The following is a 19,782-nucleotide window of genomic DNA, read 5'->3' on the forward strand; positions in this document are numbered from 1 at the left end:
CAAACAATAACAAATAGTGTAAATTCCACATAAAAAAACCTGTTCAAATTAATAAACAGGTTTGTATTTTTAAGAAAAACGCAATTTTTATGATGCAATCTCTAAACGTTTCAATAAATTTTTATTCAGCGTTTCTTTTGCATAATTTACGTCAATTTCTAATGTTTTATCATCAGAACTCGGCAATTCATACATCGCATCGGTTAAGATAGCTTCGCATAAAGAACGCAATCCACGAGCGCCTAACTTGTATTCTAACGCTTTATCAACAATAAAATCCAATGCTTCATTAGTAATCGTGAATTCAACATCATCCATTAAAAACAATTTCTCGTATTGTTTAATTAACGCATTTTTAGGTTGTGTCAAAATCGCACGCAAGGTTTCTCTGTCTAGAGGATCCATGTGTGTCAATACTGGCAAACGACCAATGATCTCCGGAATCAATCCAAAATCTTTAATATCCTTTGGGATGATGTACTGCAACAAATTGTCTTTGTCAATATTGTCTACATTTTTTGAGGTAGAATAACCCACTGCCTGACGGTTCAATCGTTTCGAAATAATTCTTTCGATTCCATCAAAAGCGCCACCGGCAATAAACAAAATGTTTTGTGTATTGACCTCAACAAATTTTTGGTCTGGGTGCTTACGTCCTCCTTTTGGTGGCACATTTACAACCGTTCCTTCTAATAATTTCAATAATGCTTGTTGCACACCTTCCCCAGAAACGTCACGCGTAATAGAAGGATTGTCACTTTTACGTGCAATTTTATCTATTTCGTCAATGAATACAATTCCGCGTTCGGCTTTGGCTACATCATAGTCAGCAGCTTGCAAAAGACGCGTCAAAATACTTTCGACATCTTCCCCAACATAACCTGCTTCTGTAAGAACGGTCGCATCAACGATAGCTAACGGTACATCCAACATTTTTGCAATGGTTTTAGCCACCAATGTTTTTCCTGTTCCTGTTTGTCCCACCATGATGATGTTACTTTTTTCAATCTCAACCTCATCGTCTAATTGTTGTTGCATCAAACGTTTGTAATGATTGTAAACCGCAACCGACATTACTTTTTTAGTTTGGTCCTGTCCAATCACATATTGATCCAAGAACGCTCTGATTTCTTTTGGTTTCTTCAAAATCAAATCTCCAACCAGTTTTGAACTTCCGCTGGATTTTATTTCTTCAAGAACAATTCCGTGCGCTTGTTCAATACATTTATCACAGATATGTGCATTGATACCAGCAATCAATAATTGGGTTTCTGGCTTCTTTCTTCCACAAAACGAACATTCTAATACTACTTTTGCCATTTTTATAGTCTAATGTCATAAAGTCAAAAGTCGTAAAGTCTGAGCAATGCTTTTGACTTTCCGACTTTTGACTTTCGACTAATAATTTATCCTCTTACTAAAACTTCATCAATCATTCCGTATGCTTTTGCTTCTTCGGCGATCATCCAATAATCACGTTCGCTATCCGTATGAACCTTATCAAAAGTTTGTCCTGAGTGCTGAGAGATAATTTTGTACAACTCATCTTTCAGTTTTAACATTTCACGTAAGTTGATTTCCATATCCGTTGCTACTCCTTGCGCTCCACCTGATGGTTGGTGAATCATTACTCTTGAATGTGGCAATGCCGAACGTTTTCCTGCCGCACCGGCACATAGAAGCACTGCTCCCATAGAAGCTGCCATTCCTGTACAAATTGTTGCTACATCTGGTTTGATGTATTGCATTGTGTCATAAATTCCTAATCCTGCGTAAACGCTTCCTCCAGGAGAATTCAAATAAATCTGAATATCCTTAGAAGCATCAGCACTTTCAAGGAACAATAACTGTGCTTGAACGATGTTTGCAATTTGGTCATCGATTCCTGTTCCAAGGAATATAATTCTGTCCATCATCAATCTGGAAAATACGTCTAATTGTGAAATATTCAACTGACGTTCTTCGATGATATATGGAGTCATGTTTTTAGGAGTCATTGCGCCTACGATTTTATCGTAATACATCGAGTTTACGCCGTGGTCCTTTGTAGCAAATTTTTTAAATTCTTTACCGTAGTTCATATTTTTTTGTTCTAAGTTTTACGTAATATCTTGTGATTCGATTTAATGCAAAGGTTATACCTATTTCCAAATGATGTCAATATGTCTTATTTTTAGCCCAGATGGGAGTAAAAAGCTTTTTGAATTCCGTTTTTTAGTTTTTTTATTCTTGTAAAGCGACTGAAAGAAGCTCTTGCAGGAATTTAAAAAACTGAAACGGAAGAAAAAACTTGTAACGTACAGCTGGATTGGCTCCCGCAACTAATTGAAATAAAAGAGCGCCAAAAAATATTTTTTCTGACGCTCAAATATAACTATTTTTTATTGTTTCGTATTTGTAATAAAATCATAAAATTTTTAATAATAACTTGCGCTCTTACGGCTTTTGACTTTTGACTTTATGACAGTACAAACTCCTATTTATTCTCCGTAAGACGCAGCAATAAATTCGTCGTACGTTACTTCTTTAGTGGTAGGATTTGCTTTTTCTTTGAACAATTCCAATAATTTTTCAGCAACAACTTGGTCTGAAAGTCTTTTCACTTCGTCTTGGTTTGACAAAACTCTAGCCACAATTCCTTGAACTTCTTCATCAGTAGGATTTGTTTGCCCGAATTGCGCCATTTGTTGACGGATATTTTTTGTAGTGAACGTTTTCAAATCTTCAAAAGTGATTTTGATGTCCGATTGAGCCAATGCTCTACCTTCGATCAATTGAAAACGCAGTCCTTTTTCAGAACGTACATATTCAACTTCAGCTTCCTCAGGAGACAATTTTTTCTCTCCTACAGTTTGCAACCATTTTTTCAAGAATTCAGCTGGCAAATCAAATTTGGTACTTTCGATTAAAAATTCCGTTACATCGCCTAGTAATTTTTGATCCGCTTGTTGTGCAAATTGAGTCTCAGCATCTTCTTTGATTTTTGCTTTCAATTCTTCAAGTGAAGAAACCGTTCCAGCTCCAAACAATTTGTCGAACAATTCTTGGTTCAATTCCGCCAATTCTGCTGTATTAATCGCTTCGATTGTGAAGTTTACATCAACCGCCAATTCGTGAACTTCATCATGACTTACTTTCAACACATCCATCAATTGATGTACGTCTTCAAATAAATCTTTTGTATTTACAGTCACAACATCCCCTACTTTTTTACCGACGAATAAATCAAAAGTCGCTTTGTCTTTAAAAAGATCAGCAGCAATAGTGGTCGCGTTATTAATTCCTTTTTCTTCGTTAGTGAATGTTCCCGTCACATCTGAATCTGCAGCAACAACCTCTTGAGGAATTGCAGTTCCAAATTGTTTTTGAATACGTTCTACCTGACCTTCAATCATTTTATCATCCGCTGAAACTACATATTTTACAATGTTGTTTTTAGCTTCTAAATCCAATTCGAAGTTAGGTACCAAACCAATTTCATATTCGAAAACCAGTTCTTCAGCATCCCAAGAAAAATGCTCGTCTACTTTAGGAAGTGGCGTTCCAAGAAGGTTTAATCTTTCTGATTGAACAAAACGCTCTAAAGCCAAGTCAACCACTTTTTGAATTTCTTCTTGTTTAATTGCCTTACCATATTGTTTTTCAACAAGATCTTTAGGCACCGCACCTTTTCTAAATCCCTTAACCGTTGCCAAAGGCATTTTTTCGTTTATTCTTTTTGCTACTTGTCCTTTGTAATCCATGTGAACAACAGTCATTACAATTGTTTCCGTCACAGCGTCTATTGCTACTCTTTTGATATCCATCTTCTTCTTTAATTTACATAATAAAATTGGACTGCAAAATTATAAAATTTTTGCAACCCAAACAAGTTTTTTATACACGTTCCCAATCGAGAGGCGTCGGAACAAAACGGTATTGAATTTTAGCTGTTTATTTGGAAAAATTACAGGTATTAAAAGGAAAATAATTTGGGCGTGTCCCTCCGTAAAAACTGCGGGTCAGGCTGTACGTTCCCGCTTTTTATCGCCTGCCAAAAAAAGGCAGCCCATAAAATAGCTCCACTGCCATCCTTCACGCGGCTTGAAGTATGCGACAATATAAAGTTATTTTGATAATTTGTAATAATTTATTTATATATTTGAAATTAAATAACCATTGACGCCTATCAGACAAAGTAACCCGCTTTTAGGCGGATTGGGATGAATTTATCAGTGCTATAAACTAATTAAGGACAGTTTTTAAAAAACTTTTCAATACAAATAAAAACAATATCTTTACAAGAAAAATAATTTTGGAATATATATATATTGAAAATTTTGGCGGAATTAAAAAAATGGATTTTGAATTTAATTCCATAAACATTCTTATTGGTCCTCAAGGATCAGGAAAAAGTATAACTGTGAAATTATTATATTTTTTTAAAAATTTTACTAATGAAATCGTAAAAAGTATTGAGAGTCAAGAATCTAAAAGAGACTTAGATAAAAAACAAAAAGACACTTTTATTACATTTTTTCCAAAAGAATCGTGGAGTAAAGATGATTTTGCCGTTTCTTATAAATTTAATGAAGTCGAAATATTTATAAAAAAGACAAATAATAAATTATTCTTTGATTATTCCGACAATTTAAAGAAAATACAAAATAAGGGAAAGAAAATTTATAATGATGAAAAATTAAAACTTTCAGAAAACAGAAAGATACCTAGTTTTAGAATAAAAAGAGAAATTAATGAAAAAATACAAAATTGTATAAAAAATGATTTAGGTGATATAGCAACCTATGATCAATTTTTTATTCCTGCAGGTCGAAGTTTCTTTGCAAATATACAAAATAGTATTTTTTCGTTTTTAAGTGACAATAGGTCTTTAGACCCATTCCTTATTGAATTTGGATCATTTTATGAAACTTTTAAAAGTTTTTATAATGACATTTTAACTGATGGGAAATCAGACAAGGAATTCGACGAGCTTATTTCACAAGTTTTAAATAGTAACTACATTAGAGAAAAAGAAAAAGATTTTCTTGTCCATAAAGATTCCAGGAAAGTAAATTTAACAAATGCTTCTTCTGGTCAACAAGAAACTTTACCTTTAATGATTATTTTAAAAGCCTTAAATTATATAAATTCAAGAGGTAGTGGCTTTACTTTATATATAGAGGAACCAGAAGCTCATCTTTTCCCAACTGCTCAAAAAAGAATTATTCAATTACTATCGAGAACATTTAATAATAACACTAATAAAAAATTTCAAATATTTGTCACAACCCACAGTCCATATGTGTTATCGTCTTTCAATAATTTAATTTATGCCGGGAATTTTTCAGAAAAAACAGAATTAGTAGCAAAAATAGTACCGACTAAAGAACAATTAAAAAGCGAATATTTTCGTGTGTATTCTATAAAAAATAATGAAAAAATAGATTTGATGAATAACGAAAATAATTTAATTTCTCAATCTATTTTAGATTCTGTATCAGAAGAAATCTCATTAGAATTTGATAAACTTTTAGATATTGAATTTAACGATGAGCTGTAGAAACATATCTAGTCAAAAGTTGTTTGTTTATCAAGAAATGAGAAGTAAATTAACTTTAGAGAATGTTGACAGCATTAAATCAACAAGTGTTAGAGTTGATGGATGTGAGATAAATGACAATTCAATAAGATGCGATTTTATGCTTATAGCAAAAGAAATTGAATTTTATATAGAATTGAAAGGTCAAGATTTGGAACACGCTTTAGAGCAAATAAAATCAACTATAAATCGCCTTAGTTTAAATATTAAAAAGGGAAATAAAATTTCATATATTATATGTACTAGAAGTCCAATGTCCTCTTCTGAAATACAGAATCACAAATTAGACTTTAGAAAAAAATTTAATTCTAAATTAGAAATAAAATCTTCTCCTTTTAGGGATAAATATTAAAAAAATTACCCTCATCTCCGCAAAGTGTTCATTAAAAGAATAAATTTGTCGCATGAGCTGCGCAAACGACCTGCTACGCAAAGTCTCCTGACTTTGCACCCCTTTAAAAATCAACTTAAAAACAACAATCACCATTTAGTCTTCAGACTTTAAAACATTTTATTGTTCATTTCGCTTTACAAAACCATTCTAACCTAAAACTTCAAAAAGTCAGGAAACTTTATACTGTTTTTTCCTTAAATCAAATTACAAAAAAATTACGCAATGTCTGGAGACTTTGAGCAGCACTTTAGAGAGTTGCTCTCACTTTTCACTTTAAAAGGTTTTCATATCAATTACAAACACCGTTACTTAAGAAAATGTAATGGTGTTTTTTTATTGCTACAATTTTGTATTTTGCAACAGCATTTAATTCTAAAATAAAAACATGAATACTAATCATACAGATATTATTATAATAGGAGCAGGATTATCCGGTATAGGCGCTGCCTGTCATTTGTCACGCAAAAATCCAGACAAAAACTATGTTATTTTAGAGGCTAGAGCGGAACTTGGAGGAACTTGGAGTTTGTTTCAATACCCTGGAATCCGTTCCGATTCGGATATGTATACTTTTGGCTATTCCTTCAAAACATGGGAAGACCAAAAGTCTTTCGCAGACGGACCTTCTATTTTAAAATACCTGAATGAAGCCGCAGACGAATATAAAGTGCGCGAGCATATCATCTACAATCAACGCGCTCTTTCTTATAACTTCGATACAGAAAAAAAATCATGGACGGTCACTACCGTAAATACCGTTACGGAAGAAGAAACAGTTTATAGGTGCCAGTTTATCTTTAGCTGTAGCGGCTATTATAATTATAACAAAGGGTACACTCCTGAATTTAAGGATCAATCCCGTTTTGAAGGTGAAATTGTCCATCCTCAAAAATGGCCTGAAAAATTAGATGTTGCCAATAAAAAAGTGGTTATAATTGGCAGCGGCGCCACTGCTGTGACCATCCTTCCGGAGCTTGCCGCCGAAGGTGCACAAGTTGTTATGCTGCAACGATCGCCAACCTATATTGCTGCTTTACCCAATAAAGACAAAATTGCTGCTCGCCTCAAAAGCCTGTTCCCAAAAAAAGTAGCCTATAGACTGATTCGTTATAAAAATATTTTTTACGCTATTGTCTTTTTTAATCTGTGCAAGTTCTTTCCGGAGGCAATGAAAAAATTCATCATAAAAGGGGCTAAAAAAGCTTTGGGTAACTTTCCCGTGGACCCTCATTTTATACCTAATTACAATCCATGGGAACAACGTTTTTGCATTGCGCCAAACGGAGATTTTTTTAGAGCCATCAGAAAAGGGAACGCATCAGTAGTTACTGACCATATCGATTGTTTTTTAACAAATGGAATTTTACTAAAATCGGGGGAGACACTGGCCGCTGACATTATAATCACCGCAACTGGACTTGATTTAGTGGCGTTTGGAGGCGTAAAAATTCAAGTGGATGAGAAACCTTTTGATGTTTCAAAATCTTTTGTCTATAAAGGCCTCATGTTAAGCGACCTGCCCAACTTCTTTATTTTTGTTGGCTATACTAATGCTTCGTGGACGTTGAAAAGTGACCTTACCAGCGAATATATATCTCGGGTTTTAAAGTATTTGGACAAACACCATTATAAAGCGGTGCAGGCAAAAGTAGTCGAGACAAATTTAAAACCGGTTCCACTACTCAACCTGAATTCCGGCTACATTTACAGAGCAGCGAATACTCTTCCTAGTCAAGGAAACAAAGCACCTTGGCGTATTTACCAAAATTATGTGCTGGATTATAAAATGCTTCGCTTGAATGCCGTTAAAGACAAACGACTTACGTTTTTCAAGTAAAGAAGGTTCAAGAGTCCGGATAGTAAAGAATTGGGTATTAATAATCCGAAAATAAATGGTATTTTAGCTCCAAGATCCTAACAAAACATAGGAACGTCATATAACATATTAATAATTTTCAAATTAAATAGATTGAAAAAATATTTAAAATATCTCATTTCACTCTTTCTGGCTTTTGGCCTGATTGCAAATGATGGTATCTTAGACTCTCAATCAAATTCTGCAGATTACTATCAATTCTCGAACGTAATTCTTAGAAGAGAATTAAACTATAAGGGTTCAAAATTATATGTGTTCAATCAGGCAAATCCGTCTGAAAAAATATCATTCCTATTTCACTTAGTTTATCTCCAATTTCAAGATAGTTATAGTCTTCAAATTACGGTTCTACTTAAATTACAGACGTTACTTTATCAAAAAGTAAGTTCATTTGCATCTCAATACATTTTTATAAATGAGACAATTACTTGCAGAAACTCCTATAAAAGTATATACACAGCCTAGATAATTCTTTCTCCGCATTTATGAAATTCCATGCATAAAGATGATAACAAATGTCTAATCATTTATCATTTACAAAATGTATAAACACAACAACAAACCATGTTTAGAGCATTCTAAACGCCCTTTTCTTTGGGTAAAAAGAAAAATCATTCTAATCATTACCGCATTTATGATCGGAATGTCAAACGGAATGAACGTGGGAGACCATAAGATTAACGGAAATCAAAATCACACGGAACAACATAAAAAAGATTGATTTGACTCTTGCAAATATAATGCGCGACAGTAAATCAAAAAAGCTAGGAGTAAAACCTAGCTTTTTTCATCTTATAAAACACCAAGCTCCGCAAAGTGTTGAGTATAACAAACCCTAAGAAATATGAAACCGCTTTTATCAGCTAAATTTTTATTTATTTAAACTCCTTTTACGGTAGTTCCTATTGCCAAAACAACGAAACCAATAAGCAATAGTGTGAAGCTATTTTCCGATAAAATCTGAATATGTGCAAAATGTCCGATGATTCCAAGTATACCGCAAATCAATCCTATAATCCAGGTAATTTTCTTTGGTGCTGAAGGGTTATTCATATGTATAATTTAAAGTTGCTCCGAACTTAATATGTTTCGGTAAAGTAAAAATAACATTGTAAATCTGACTAAATGTAACACAATTAGAGACCATCATTACATAATTCACATATTTTTAGCAAACATGTTACATAAACGTCACTAGCCGTGCGTTTTTTTTAAATTATATTATAAACTACAAACATCATTACCTCTCCAGACTTTAAACCATTTTATTGTTAATTTTATTTTACAAATCTAAAGAATAATGTGTAGTAATCTAAAAAATCAACTTCAATTTTTTAGTAAAAATGGAAGTTGATTTTGATTGGTATTAACACCTGTAAGTATTTAAAGCTCGAAAACAATTAGCATTTAAAATTTGAAATTCAAAATTTGAAATTCAAAACTACAATTGTTCTATTACTTTCTTTAATCGATCTCTAATTTCTGTTGCGATTTCAACAAGTTCCTTATTTTCAACTGCCAGCATTGAAGCTGCAGGATCAACTGCAGATACTTCTATCTGGCCTGCCACTTTCTCTTGAACAATTACATTACAAGGCAACATTGTACCTATTTTATCTTCTGCCATCAAAGCTTTGTAAGCAAATGGCGGGTTACAAGCACCCAGTATGGTATAATTATAAAAGTCTACATCCAATTTTTTCTTTAAAGTCGCTTTCAAATCAATTTCTGTCAATATTCCGAATCCTTCTTTTTTGAGTGCTTCTGTAACTTTTTGAATCGCATTTTCGAAACTGTCTGTAATTGTTTTATTAAAATAATATTCCATGATTGTTTTATTTTTATAAGTTAAAATCTATTTCAATTAATTATTGAGTCCTAATTCAAGATCACTTTCTTCTCCTGTATCTGTGAGCTGCCACCAATAATGCCAGTCCTAAAACGATTATTGAAAACCACCAAAAAATATGTACCCCCATAAACATGTAAGATCCCAAGTGCATTTCTCCATTATCGTTATTCAACATAATTGATATTTTAAATATTAAACAAAATTTTAAATAACAAAAGATACAAATCTGCAATGAACCCAAACTGTACAAAATATTTCTCCCGCTATAGAACGCTTCTTCTATCTTTTAATAATTGAGATTCAATCCAAAACCTAATCCCATATCGCTATCGTAATGGGTTGTAATTCCAAAATTTCTCTTAACAATATAGCGCAATCCTGCCATGTATTCTTTGTCTGTGTTCCACATTAAACTCATTCGCAATCTTTTTGAGACAGGAATATCATTTCGCATTAACTGCAATCTGACTTTTCCATCACTAAAAACTTCTGTTTGAAATTTCACTAGCATTGGCAGTGTATATTCAAATCCTAAACTTACAACTGCTCGTTTATCTTTAGTACTTTCTTGACCAAAAATATTTTTCTCCATTTCTCCCTCTTTCATTTTTCTGTATCTCCAGTCAAAACCAATAAACGGCATCAACCATTGCATTTTCCCAATGTAACGTCCAATATGGGTTTCGGTCTCATAGCCATGATGATCACTGTAACCCAAACGCCATTCAGTACCAATACTCCAACGTGTATTAGATAACATAACCTCCCCATCGTTCCCGTTAGTGGCAAAATCATTTTCTGCCATAAGATGAAAAGCTCTGTCATCAGCAAATAATCTGCGTTGTGCTAATTTTGGATTTGGAATTTCTGGATTGGCGGGAGAATTTTCGTAACTAAAAACCCGACCCATTCCACTCATCATGTGATACAAAATATGACAGTGAAAAAACCAATCACCGCTCTCTGTCGCTGCAAATTCCAGCGTATCGGTTTCCATTGGCATGATGTCAATAATGTTTTTCATGGGCGCATAATCACCTTGTCCATTGAGCACTCTAAAATCGTGTCCGTGCAGGTGCATCGGGTGGCGCATCATGGAACCATTATGTAAAATCAACCGAATATTTTCTCCTTTTTTTATTAGAATCTTATCGGTTTCTGAGACTACTTTATTATCTAAACTCCAAACATAGCGGTTCATATTTCCCGTTAGTTCAAATTTTAATTCCTTAACCGGGGCATCTTTTGGAAGCGTTGTTTTTGTTGATGATTTAAGCATCGCATAATTCAAAGTCGTAATGTCTGAAAGTTCGTTACTGTTATAGTCCTCTTCTGTCATTTTCATGCTGTCCTTTTTTGCAGAAGAATCATCCATTTTCATGATGTCCTTTTTTGCAGAAGAATCGTCCATTTTCATGATGTCCTTTTTTGCAGAAGAATCGTCCATTTTCATGATGTCCTTTTTTGCAGAAGAATTATCCATTTTCATTTTTCCCATATCATGCGAAGAATGATCCATCTCACCTTCTTTTTGAGCTTCCCCTTTCGTTGCTGGGCCGGTAATTTCTGGATACATTACCACATTCATATCCATTTGATTGAGGGACATTTGCATCCCCATATCATCTAAGTCACCGTTCATTTTCATCATTCCGTTCATCATCTTCATGCCTTCAAAATATTTAAGTTTAGGCAAGGGAGTTATCAATTGCTTGATGCCATTTCCTAAATACAAGGAAGCTGATTTTGTTCGATCTTCTGATGTTACTAAAAATTCATAAGCCGTTTTATCAGCGGGAATAGTTACAATAACATCGTAAGTTTCAGAAACTGCAATGAGTAATCTATCAACTTCAACTGGCTCCACATCATTACCATCATTGGCCACAACGGTTATTTTTCCGCCGGCATAGGTAAGCCAAAAATACGTTGAGGCGCCACCATTTGAAATTCGCAAACGCACCTTGTCTCCTCCTTTAAATTGCGCCAATTGACTTTCACTTTTTCCGTTAATTAAAAATTTATCATAATATATATCACTTACGTCCATCGCATTCATGCGCTTCCACTCGTTGGCTATTTTAGTTTTGAAATGTCCCGCTTTTATAGCTTCCGAATAACTTTGGGTTGTTCCTTTTTGAATTGCAAACCAATCCGTAGCATTATGCAACATGCGGTGCACATTCTCAGGATTCATATCTGTCCATTCACTTAAAATCACCGGAATTGTTGGAATATTAAGGTCTTCTCGTTTGTTCAAAATCATGGAACCATACATCCCAATTTGCTCTTGTAAACCAGTATGACTATGGTACCAATGTGTCCCATTTTGAATGATCGGAAATTTATATATATGTTCCGTATGCGGCTTTATGGGCATTTGTGTAAGGTTAGGAACACCATCATATTGATTGGGTAACATGAGACCGTGCCAATGCAACGAAGTATCTTCATTCAATTCATTATGCACATGAATTTCAGCTGTATCTCCTTCTGTAAACGTAAGTGTTGGCATGGGAATCTGGCCATTTACTGCAATAGCTCGTTTAGGAGTTCCTGTAAAATTTACGATGGTATCCCTAACATATAAATCATAACGAACCGTTCGTGGCGGTGTGTTGTTTACCACTTTTTTTATGTTTAACTCTGCTTTTGGCATAGCCATATTGCTCATATCATTCCCTTTGGGAGCCTCTTTATTGTCCATCTTTTCTTGTGCAACAGGCTCTTTTTTAGAGGTTTTTTTGTATGGCATTTTCATGCTTTGTGGCTTCCTAACTTCTTTCTTTATAACTTTAGTCCTCTCTTTTACTAATGCCATCCCACATTTCGGACAATTTCCAGGTTTGTTCGCATGAATTTCAGGATGCATTGGGCAGGTATAAGTTGTTGCTTGCACTTTTTGTGCATTTTCTTTTTTTGACATATTCGTCTCATGCGCTTGCGCAAAAGAATAAAATGTCAGAATCAACATTACTATTAATCTTTTCATTTATAGGATTCTAAATTTTGTAATTCTTATTTTCTTTTTCTAAATCGGTTTAACATTACCAATGCAAAAAGAAGCAGCACAATCACTAAAATTAACCAAAATGGGTGCATTCCCATGAAAGAGTATTCCCCCATGTGCATTTCTCCGTTACCGTTATTCAACATAATTCTATAGTATTAAATTAGTGATGCGCTTTATGATCTTCTTTATTTTCCTGTTTTTTATCCATCGCCTTCATTTTATTCATGTCCATTTTTTCTTTTTTCATTTTGTCCATCATTTTCATCATTTTCTCGCTCCCCATCATCTCCTTGCACATTTCAGACATCATGGCATCATCCCCTTTTGATGATTCCATCATTGTTGACATCATATTTTTCATCATTTCGGGGTCATCCTTCATTCCTTTCATCATTTCTGATTTCATACCTTTCATCATTTCCGGATTTTCTTTCATCATTGCCATCATTTTAGCATGATTCTCTTTCATCATTTCTGGATTATTCTTCATCATTTCTGACATCATACTTTTCATCATCTCTGGATTTTCCTTCATCATTGTCATCATTTTTGCATGACCATCCTTCATCATTTCCTTTTCCTTCTCCTGCATCATCATCATACCACTTTTGCTGTTCATAAGTATACCCATCATCTCTTTAGACATACTTTCATTATTAGCAATCTCATTCATAATTTCCATTCTCTTGTCTGATTTTGAGAGAACCTGATTAGTTGACTGGCAGGAATATAAAAGAGCGATTAATCCGAACGATACTGCAATTTTTTGTACTGTTTTCATGATTTTAAATTTATTTGTTAAACCTATTAATCCTATAAATGTCCGCGTTTTAAAGAGACAAACTCTTATTGAATTTTGAAAAAAAATTATATAATTACTCCTTTTCGTTATTCAATAATAAAAGGCTAGCCAACTAACCGAATTTCATTCTCTCTTAAATATAAAATCACTTCCCCATTTTTATATTAAGTTACTGTTATACTTTCATTTTGTTTTTTTACGTACAATTTCAACAGAACATTTTGCATGAAGTGCAACGGACTGTGAAACTGATCCTAATAAAAGACGTTCAACAAAACCATAACCATGTGACCCAAGAACAATAAGGTCAGCGCGAAACTTTTCGGCCTCATCGACAATAGCAGTTTTAGGGACTCCCTCTATTACCTCTGTTACAACTGCAATTTCAGGATTTTTATTTCTTATTATTTCCGCTGCTTCTGCGACAGAATTCTCTGCAAATTTCAAAGAATTCATACCCGCGTCGTCGTAATATTCCGTTAAAACACCCATTGGAGCCACATTCATGAGCCTATCTCCTTCATAAACGGAGATGATTTTCACTTTTGTGTTTAAAGGAAAAGGTCTAAGAGCAAATTCTTTTACCATTGCTGCACTAAAAGGCGAACCATCAGTTGCTAAAATTATTTTCATTTGACTACAGTATTTATTAGTTATTGAAAATGAGATAATTAAAAAATAAAACTAATTAAAATTATATTATAAATTTAAGACAATTTCGGCACATTCAGTTATGATTTTTTAAATTTAAAACAATCAAATCCTAATTCTTAATGAACTTTAATACAACATGTACCTCAAAAAACAAATATACCGGCTTCTTTAAATTAAAGCTTTAAATTTCGCAATCGCAATGCATTTGCAATAACAGAAACCGAGCTGAAACTCATTGCCAAAGCCGCAATCATTGGTGAAAGCAAAACTCCAAAAAACGGATACAAAATGCCCGCAGCAATTGGTATTCCTAACACATTATAGAAAAAGGCAAAGAATAAATTTTGTTTGATATTTCGCATCACCGCATGACTTAAGTTTTTGGCTTTTACTATCCCTTGTAAGTCACCTTTCACCAACGTTATTTTGGCACTTTCAATAGCAACATCCGTTCCGGTTCCCATAGCTATTCCAACATCAGCTTGCGCCAAAGCTGGAGCATCGTTTATTCCGTCACCCGCCATAGCTACAATTTTTCCTTCCCCTTGCAATCGTTTAATTTCTTTCAGTTTATCTTCAGGTAAACAACCCGCTTTATAGGAACTTAAATGCAATTCCTGAGCGACTGCTTTTGCGGTGTTTTCATTATCTCCGGTAAGCATTATTACCTCTACACCTTGACGAATTAATTCTTTTATAGCTTCAACACTTGTTGCTTTTATAGCATCAGTGATTGATACAAATCCCACAGCAATTCCGTCAACTGAAATATAAGAAACAGTTTTCCCTAGTTTTTGTTCCGCAATAATTTGATTTTCCAGTTCTGCAGAAACCGTAACATTCACTTGTTCCATTAATTTTCTATTCCCCAGCGCTACTTTTTTATTGGTAACTGTACCAACAACTCCTTTTCCTGAAATTGCTTCAAAATCCTTTACCTCGATTAATGCAATTTCTTTCCCTTTTGCAAAATTGACTACGGCTTGCGCCAAAGGATGTTCGCTATACTGATTTAAGGAAGCGATACTTTGCAAAAGTTCATTTTCGTCATTTTGCAGGGAAAATACTTTTTCAACAGAAGGTTTTCCCTCAGTAATCGTTCCTGTTTTGTCGGTAATCAGAACATTTACTTTGTTCATATTTTCCAATGCTTCTGCATTTTTTATCAGAACTCCCAATTGTGCTCCTTTCCCAACGCCAACCATGACCGACATAGGCGTAGCTAACCCCAAAGCGCACGGACAGGCAATAATCAATACCGCAATGGCATTGATAAATCCATAAACCATTGCTGGTTCCGGTCCAAATTTTGCCCAAACAAAAAAAGTAATTAAGGAAACTAAGACAACAATTGGCACAAAATATTTAGCTATTTTATCGGCTAATTTTTGAATGGGGGCTCTGGAACGGCTGGCATCATTTACCATTTGCACAATTTGCGAAAGCAAGGTTTCTGAACCCACTTTCTCAGCAATCATAACAAAGGATTTGTTCCCATTTATGGTTCCCGCTATAACGGAATCCTCAATTTTTTTATCAACAGGGATCGGTTCTCCTGAAATCATCGATTCATCGATAGTACTTTCTCCATCGGTAATTTTCCCATCAACCGGAATTTTATCTCCCGGTTTCACGCGCAATAAATCTCCTTTTTTGATATCATGAATGGAGATTACTTTATCAGCTCCGTCAATAACTAAAGTGGCTTCGGTTGGCGCTAATTTCAATAATTCTTTTATCGCACCACTAGTACGACTGTGTGCTCTGGCTTCTAATAACTGTCCCAATAAAACCAATGTCAATATGACTGTTGTTGCTTCGAAATAAAGGTGAACCGTTCCGTCATGCGTTTTAAATTCATCTGGGAAAATAGTTGGGAAGAATAACCCAACCAAACTAAATAGAAAAGCGACTCCGGAACCAATTCCGATAAGTGTAAACATATTGAGATTCCAGGTAATAACGGATTTCCAAGCGCGCTCAAAAAACATCCAACACGCATAAAAAACTACCGGAAGGGACAAAATTAGTTGTACCCAATTCCATTTTGAAGCATCCATAATTTTCATTAATGGATTATTTGGAATCATATCTGACATGGCAATAATAAAAATAGGAACCGTAAAAAATACGGCGATTTTCATTTTACGCACTAAGTCATCATAAACTTTATTTTCTTCAGCATCTGTCGGCTCCATTGGTACTAAATCCATTCCACAAATGGGACAAGAACCAGGACCTTCTTTGACAACTTCAGGATGCATCGGACAAGTGTACATCGTTTTACTACTTATTATCGTTGCTTCTTTAACCAAATCCATTCCGCAAACGGGACAATCTACCGGTTTATCGTAGACTTTCTCACCCTCACAATGCATCGGGCAATAATATTTGCCTTGCGCATTGCTTGGTAAAGCTATTCTTGGTTTCTCTTGTGGTTTATTCGAACTGCAACACGATTTTTCTGTTGATTTCTCCGTCGTTACATGAGAATCAACCCCATTATTCATTTCTATTGTATATTTTCCAGCAGCTGTCAATGCGTCTTGTAATTGAGCAGTGGGAATGTGTTTATCCATTGTTATCGTTGCCATTGGAGGATCCAAAGTAACTATTGTTTGAATCCCATCAATAGCATTCAATGTTTTTTCGACTTTGGAACGACAACCGTCGCATGACATTCCAGTAACAGTGTAAGTATGTATCATAAGATTATTTTGTGCGGGTGAATCAACTATTGTACAACTGTCATATAATTTTGTGATGAAATACTATCTCTAGTTTGTTCTATCCAATTAATCAACACCTTTTTATTCTCTTGAGTAAGTATGGCATTTTTATGTATCATTGTGTACGAAGCCAATGGCATCTCCTCAGCTTTAATTTGTTTGACAATTTCTTCTAATTTGTTTCCTTGCTTTCGCTCAGAATAATTACCAAACTCACTAAAATTCAGATTCTCTTTTCCTTCATTAATATGATTATCCAAAAACAGTCTAACGGGCTGAATGTAGGAGTACCAAGGATACTCCGTGCTGTTGCTGTGACAATCGTAGCAGGAAGTTTGCAAAATGTTTTTTACATCTAAGGGAACATCGTAGGTTTTGGTAAAATGGATAGGTAATACCCGCCCGTAATCTAAATTGCGAGCAGGTTGATAAAATTGTAACAGCAAAAAAATAACAAAACCTAAAGTCAATATTTTTTTGAAATTAATTTTCATCTAGAATGTTTTTTTTACTGATCCACAAGTAAGCATTTGGCCACCGTAATATGGATTTTTGATTTCTTTAGTTTCACTTATCCAATAACCGCTTTTCCCTTCGTCATACATTGGACAATAATCCTGATACAATTTTTGAGTAGTACCAAAAGTTTTTATCAAATCCTTGATGTCTTTGCTCAACATGGCAAAATGTTCTCTTTGGTGTTCAATTTTTCCAGCATTGTTACCTATATGTTCCGCATGTTCTTTAGCATCGTCTTTTATATCAATATATTCCGATTTCGATTTCGCATCCAATGAATTGGCATTTATACTATTTAAAGTCGCATATAATGCTTTAGCTGCATTCGCCGCACCTTTTGAATCATCCTTAATAAATGCATTTTTTACTTTCAAATAATTTGCTACAATTTCATTTGTAGAAAATGAAGATTGGGAAGTTGTTGTAACAGTTGATTCTGTTTTTGTTTCAACTGTCGTATTTGGAGTTATAGTTGTAGCTTCATTAACCGGTACTGTTAGTTCCATACCACATTTAGAACATTTGTCCCCTTTCTTTCCCTTTACTTCGGGATGCATAGAACACGCATATAAATCTGTGGAAGCAACAGTTTTTTCAACTTTTGTTTCTTCAACCTGCTTGACTTTTTGATTACAAGCTGTTAAAGTTGCAGCCATAATTACAATTGATAAGAATACTTTTTTCATTTTAATATTTTTTAGTTTTATTTTTACTTCTAGCTTTATTTTAACTATACAAAGTTCTAAAAATAATCGTTTTAGAATATTGTATAATAATTATAAAAAATTGTAAAATTTACAATTTGTCAATTTCGAATCAAATGGCTTCTTTTGCTTTTTTGAAGTATGTCGGTGTCGAACCCGTTACTTTTTTAAACTGATTGCTCAAATGCGCTACATCGTTATATTTCAATTGAATAGCAATTTCACTCAATGTAAATTCGTCATACAGAAGCAACTCTTTTACTCTTTCAATTTTTTGAGTAATAAAGTAATGTTCTATAGTTTTTCCTTCAACTTCCGAAAATAAATTACTTAAAGCGTTGTAATCTTGTCCTAATTGTTGCGCTAGATAATGCGATAAATTAGTTTTAAGTTCATTATCTTGGTGATGAACTAAGTCAACTATCAGATTTTTAATCCGTTCAATTGTAACAGCAATTTTGTTTTCTAATAATTCAAAACCAAGTGCATGTAACCTTTTTGAAAGTATCTCTTTTTCATCATTTTTAAAATCTTCCAAAAGTTCGACTTCTCCTAACTGAACTGAAACAGCGTGAAGTCCAATTTTTTCAATTTCAGACTTCACGACAATATTACAGCGATTGCATACCATATTTTTGATATAAATCTTCATTTTTATTTAATGGTTTCCACAGTCTTACCACAAGACATCATTTGTGAACCATAATACGGGTTTTTAATTGCATTGTCTTTACTTAACCAATTAGCGCCTTTCCCTCCGTTTGCCATTGGACAAAACTGATAAAAAACTGGCGTTTCATATTTGGCCACTTTTATCAAATCATACATGTTTTTTGATAATGACATAAAAACCGTTCTTTGTTTTTTGATATCTTGTATTTCAGAAATACTTTTGGCGTCAGCAGTTAAATCTTTCATCACTTTCATCCAAACCATATGAACATCCATAGCAAGTTTGTCCATTTTTACCCCATTTAAAGAAGTCAATAAATTTTTTGCGACTGAAGAAGCTACTTTCCCATCCGTTTTAACCAAAGCATCTTTTAATAAAAAGTAATTCTCAAAAATTGGTTTTAATTGATTTTGCGCTACTTGATCCGTTTTGGTTATTTCTGACTGATCTTGATGATTTTCCATTCCTGCCATTTGATTCGCCTGTGGCGTAGCAGCTACTTTAGCTTCTCTGTCGTATTGACAACAACCGGCAAGGCTGTTATAGGCAGAATCAGGAGCAAGGAATTTCTCGCTGTCATAACCTGCCAAAGCAATACGTTTTAAGATTTCGTCCTGATTCGTTTTTGCTGAATCATATGTTAGCGTAGCCATTTTGGTGTCTTTATCCCAATCTACCTGAGCTACTTTTTTTAAATTTCCTGCTTTCTCTATGGTTGTTTCACACATTCCGCAATTCCCGTAGATTTTTACCGTTTCGGTTTTAGCATTTTTTATTTGTGCGTTCGTAATTGTCATTGAAAGCAATAGTATAATTGCCATCAATATTTTTTTTATTGATTTCATTGTTTTAAATAATTTTGAAGTGAATAAGTCCTACTTAATATTAGAACAATAGCATCTTGCTACAATCCGTATTGAATTTAACTATAAATTTAATGATTTTAAAGCAGTAATGCTTTGAATTAGACCCAATAATGGCTATC

The 19,782-nt window shown here is 34.0% G+C and carries 18 protein-coding genes; 4 read left to right on the forward strand and 14 right to left on the reverse strand.

What is annotated here, in order from left to right:
- Window positions 1-87: 87 nt before the first annotated feature.
- From clpX to C4S35_RS03785, 3 genes are all read right to left on the reverse strand, one after another.
- On the reverse strand, window positions 88-1,320 hold the full coding sequence (gene clpX, locus C4S35_RS03775) for an ATP-dependent Clp protease ATP-binding subunit ClpX (protein ID WP_091202762.1): 1,233 nt from the start codon (window positions 1,318-1,320) through the stop codon (window positions 88-90).
- 86 nt (window positions 1,321-1,406) lie between these two features.
- Window positions 1,407-2,081, reverse strand: a complete 675-nt coding sequence (gene clpP / locus C4S35_RS03780) for an ATP-dependent Clp endopeptidase proteolytic subunit ClpP (RefSeq protein ID WP_103998899.1) — start codon at window positions 2,079-2,081, stop codon at window positions 1,407-1,409.
- Window positions 2,082-2,480: 399 nt separating this feature from the next.
- Window positions 2,481-3,806 (reverse strand): trigger factor, encoded by a 1,326-nt coding sequence (locus tag C4S35_RS03785; protein WP_103998900.1) that lies wholly within the window; start codon window positions 3,804-3,806, stop codon window positions 2,481-2,483.
- A 488-nt stretch (window positions 3,807-4,294) separates the two neighbouring features.
- Between C4S35_RS03785 and C4S35_RS03790 the strand changes: the two genes are divergently transcribed.
- The 4 genes from C4S35_RS03790 (at window position 4,295) to C4S35_RS03810 (ending at window position 8,572) form a co-directional block, all read left to right on the forward strand.
- Window positions 4,295-5,542, forward strand: coding sequence for an AAA family ATPase (locus C4S35_RS03790; protein WP_103998901.1), 1,248 nt, complete (start codon window positions 4,295-4,297; stop codon window positions 5,540-5,542).
- Window positions 5,543-5,579: 37 nt separating this feature from the next.
- Window positions 5,580-5,933 (forward strand): hypothetical protein, encoded by a 354-nt coding sequence (locus tag C4S35_RS03795; protein WP_159916643.1) that lies wholly within the window; start codon window positions 5,580-5,582, stop codon window positions 5,931-5,933.
- Between the two features lie 427 nt (window positions 5,934-6,360).
- The gene (locus C4S35_RS03800; protein WP_103998903.1) at window positions 6,361-7,812 is read left to right on the forward strand and encodes a flavin-containing monooxygenase; all 1,452 of its coding nucleotides are present in this window, start codon (window positions 6,361-6,363) and stop codon (window positions 7,810-7,812) included.
- 580 nt (window positions 7,813-8,392) lie between these two features.
- Window positions 8,393-8,572, forward strand: a complete 180-nt coding sequence (locus C4S35_RS03810) for a hypothetical protein (protein ID WP_103998905.1) — start codon at window positions 8,393-8,395, stop codon at window positions 8,570-8,572.
- A gap of 158 nt (window positions 8,573-8,730) precedes the next feature.
- On the opposite strand, the gene C4S35_RS15700 is transcribed toward C4S35_RS03810, so the two are convergent.
- From C4S35_RS15700 to C4S35_RS03855, 11 genes are all read right to left on the reverse strand, one after another.
- Window positions 8,731-8,904, reverse strand: a complete 174-nt coding sequence (locus tag C4S35_RS15700; RefSeq protein WP_167386505.1) for a hypothetical protein — start codon at window positions 8,902-8,904, stop codon at window positions 8,731-8,733.
- A gap of 388 nt (window positions 8,905-9,292) precedes the next feature.
- Window positions 9,293-9,679 carry a DUF302 domain-containing protein gene (locus tag C4S35_RS03815; protein WP_103998906.1) on the reverse strand — a complete coding sequence of 129 codons (387 nt, stop codon included), beginning with the start codon at window positions 9,677-9,679 and terminating at the stop codon, window positions 9,293-9,295.
- A gap of 61 nt (window positions 9,680-9,740) precedes the next feature.
- Window positions 9,741-9,878: a hypothetical protein gene (locus tag C4S35_RS15570; RefSeq protein ID WP_159916646.1), complete on the reverse strand. Its 138-nt coding sequence runs from the start codon at window positions 9,876-9,878 to the stop codon at window positions 9,741-9,743.
- A 111-nt stretch (window positions 9,879-9,989) separates the two neighbouring features.
- Window positions 9,990-12,695 carry a multicopper oxidase domain-containing protein gene (locus C4S35_RS03820; protein ID WP_103998907.1) on the reverse strand — a complete coding sequence of 902 codons (2,706 nt, stop codon included), beginning with the start codon at window positions 12,693-12,695 and terminating at the stop codon, window positions 9,990-9,992.
- Window positions 12,696-12,876: 181 nt separating this feature from the next.
- On the reverse strand, window positions 12,877-13,497 hold the full coding sequence (locus C4S35_RS03825; protein WP_103998908.1) for a membrane or secreted protein: 621 nt from the start codon (window positions 13,495-13,497) through the stop codon (window positions 12,877-12,879).
- 204 nt (window positions 13,498-13,701) lie between these two features.
- Window positions 13,702-14,151 carry a universal stress protein gene (locus C4S35_RS03830; RefSeq protein ID WP_103998909.1) on the reverse strand — a complete coding sequence of 150 codons (450 nt, stop codon included), beginning with the start codon at window positions 14,149-14,151 and terminating at the stop codon, window positions 13,702-13,704.
- 194 nt (window positions 14,152-14,345) lie between these two features.
- Entirely contained in the window at window positions 14,346-16,880 is a 2,535-nt protein-coding gene (locus C4S35_RS03835) for a heavy metal translocating P-type ATPase (RefSeq protein WP_103998910.1), read from the reverse strand.
- Window positions 16,881-16,906: 26 nt separating this feature from the next.
- Window positions 16,907-17,395, reverse strand: a complete 489-nt coding sequence (locus C4S35_RS03840) for a heme-binding domain-containing protein (protein WP_103998911.1) — start codon at window positions 17,393-17,395, stop codon at window positions 16,907-16,909.
- Window positions 17,396-18,106, reverse strand: coding sequence for a DUF3347 domain-containing protein (locus C4S35_RS03845; protein WP_103998912.1), 711 nt, complete (start codon window positions 18,104-18,106; stop codon window positions 17,396-17,398).
- A 130-nt stretch (window positions 18,107-18,236) separates the two neighbouring features.
- Window positions 18,237-18,776 (reverse strand): helix-turn-helix domain-containing protein, encoded by a 540-nt coding sequence (locus C4S35_RS03850; protein WP_103998913.1) that lies wholly within the window; start codon window positions 18,774-18,776, stop codon window positions 18,237-18,239.
- A 2-nt stretch (window positions 18,777-18,778) separates the two neighbouring features.
- Window positions 18,779-19,642 carry a DUF3347 domain-containing protein gene (locus C4S35_RS03855; protein WP_103998914.1) on the reverse strand — a complete coding sequence of 288 codons (864 nt, stop codon included), beginning with the start codon at window positions 19,640-19,642 and terminating at the stop codon, window positions 18,779-18,781.
- Between the last annotated feature and the right edge of the window lie 140 nt (window positions 19,643-19,782).

Source organism: Flavobacterium urumqiense (assembly GCF_900108015.1).
Classification (GTDB): Bacteria; Bacteroidota; Bacteroidia; order Flavobacteriales; family Flavobacteriaceae; genus Flavobacterium; species Flavobacterium urumqiense.

What these genes read in the sequence shown, in the direction of transcription:
- clpX (WP_091202762.1), bottom strand. Translation starts at nt 1,320, where the DNA reads ATGGCAAAAGTAGTATTAGAATGTTCGTTTTGTGGAAGAAAGAAGCCA.
- clpP (WP_103998899.1), bottom strand. Translation starts at nt 2,081, where the DNA reads ATGAACTACGGTAAAGAATTTAAAAAATTTGCTACAAAGGACCACGGC.
- C4S35_RS03785 (WP_103998900.1), bottom strand. Translation starts at nt 3,806, where the DNA reads ATGGATATCAAAAGAGTAGCAATAGACGCTGTGACGGAAACAATTGTA.
- C4S35_RS03795 (WP_159916643.1), top strand. Translation starts at nt 5,580, where the DNA reads ATGAGAAGTAAATTAACTTTAGAGAATGTTGACAGCATTAAATCAACA.
- C4S35_RS03800 (WP_103998903.1), top strand. Translation starts at nt 6,361, where the DNA reads ATGAATACTAATCATACAGATATTATTATAATAGGAGCAGGATTATCC.
- C4S35_RS03810 (WP_103998905.1), top strand. Translation starts at nt 8,393, where the DNA reads ATGTATAAACACAACAACAAACCATGTTTAGAGCATTCTAAACGCCCT.
- C4S35_RS15700 (WP_167386505.1), bottom strand. Translation starts at nt 8,904, where the DNA reads ATGAATAACCCTTCAGCACCAAAGAAAATTACCTGGATTATAGGATTG.
- C4S35_RS03815 (WP_103998906.1), bottom strand. Translation starts at nt 9,679, where the DNA reads ATGGAATATTATTTTAATAAAACAATTACAGACAGTTTCGAAAATGCG.
- C4S35_RS15570 (WP_159916646.1), bottom strand. Translation starts at nt 9,878, where the DNA reads ATGTTGAATAACGATAATGGAGAAATGCACTTGGGATCTTACATGTTT.
- C4S35_RS03820 (WP_103998907.1), bottom strand. Translation starts at nt 12,695, where the DNA reads ATGAAAAGATTAATAGTAATGTTGATTCTGACATTTTATTCTTTTGCG.
- C4S35_RS03825 (WP_103998908.1), bottom strand. Translation starts at nt 13,497, where the DNA reads ATGAAAACAGTACAAAAAATTGCAGTATCGTTCGGATTAATCGCTCTT.
- C4S35_RS03830 (WP_103998909.1), bottom strand. Translation starts at nt 14,151, where the DNA reads ATGAAAATAATTTTAGCAACTGATGGTTCGCCTTTTAGTGCAGCAATG.
- C4S35_RS03835 (WP_103998910.1), bottom strand. Translation starts at nt 16,880, where the DNA reads ATGATACATACTTACACTGTTACTGGAATGTCATGCGACGGTTGTCGT.
- C4S35_RS03840 (WP_103998911.1), bottom strand. Translation starts at nt 17,395, where the DNA reads ATGAAAATTAATTTCAAAAAAATATTGACTTTAGGTTTTGTTATTTTT.
- C4S35_RS03845 (WP_103998912.1), bottom strand. Translation starts at nt 18,106, where the DNA reads ATGAAAAAAGTATTCTTATCAATTGTAATTATGGCTGCAACTTTAACA.
- C4S35_RS03850 (WP_103998913.1), bottom strand. Translation starts at nt 18,776, where the DNA reads ATGAAGATTTATATCAAAAATATGGTATGCAATCGCTGTAATATTGTC.
- C4S35_RS03855 (WP_103998914.1), bottom strand. Translation starts at nt 19,642, where the DNA reads ATGAAATCAATAAAAAAAATATTGATGGCAATTATACTATTGCTTTCA.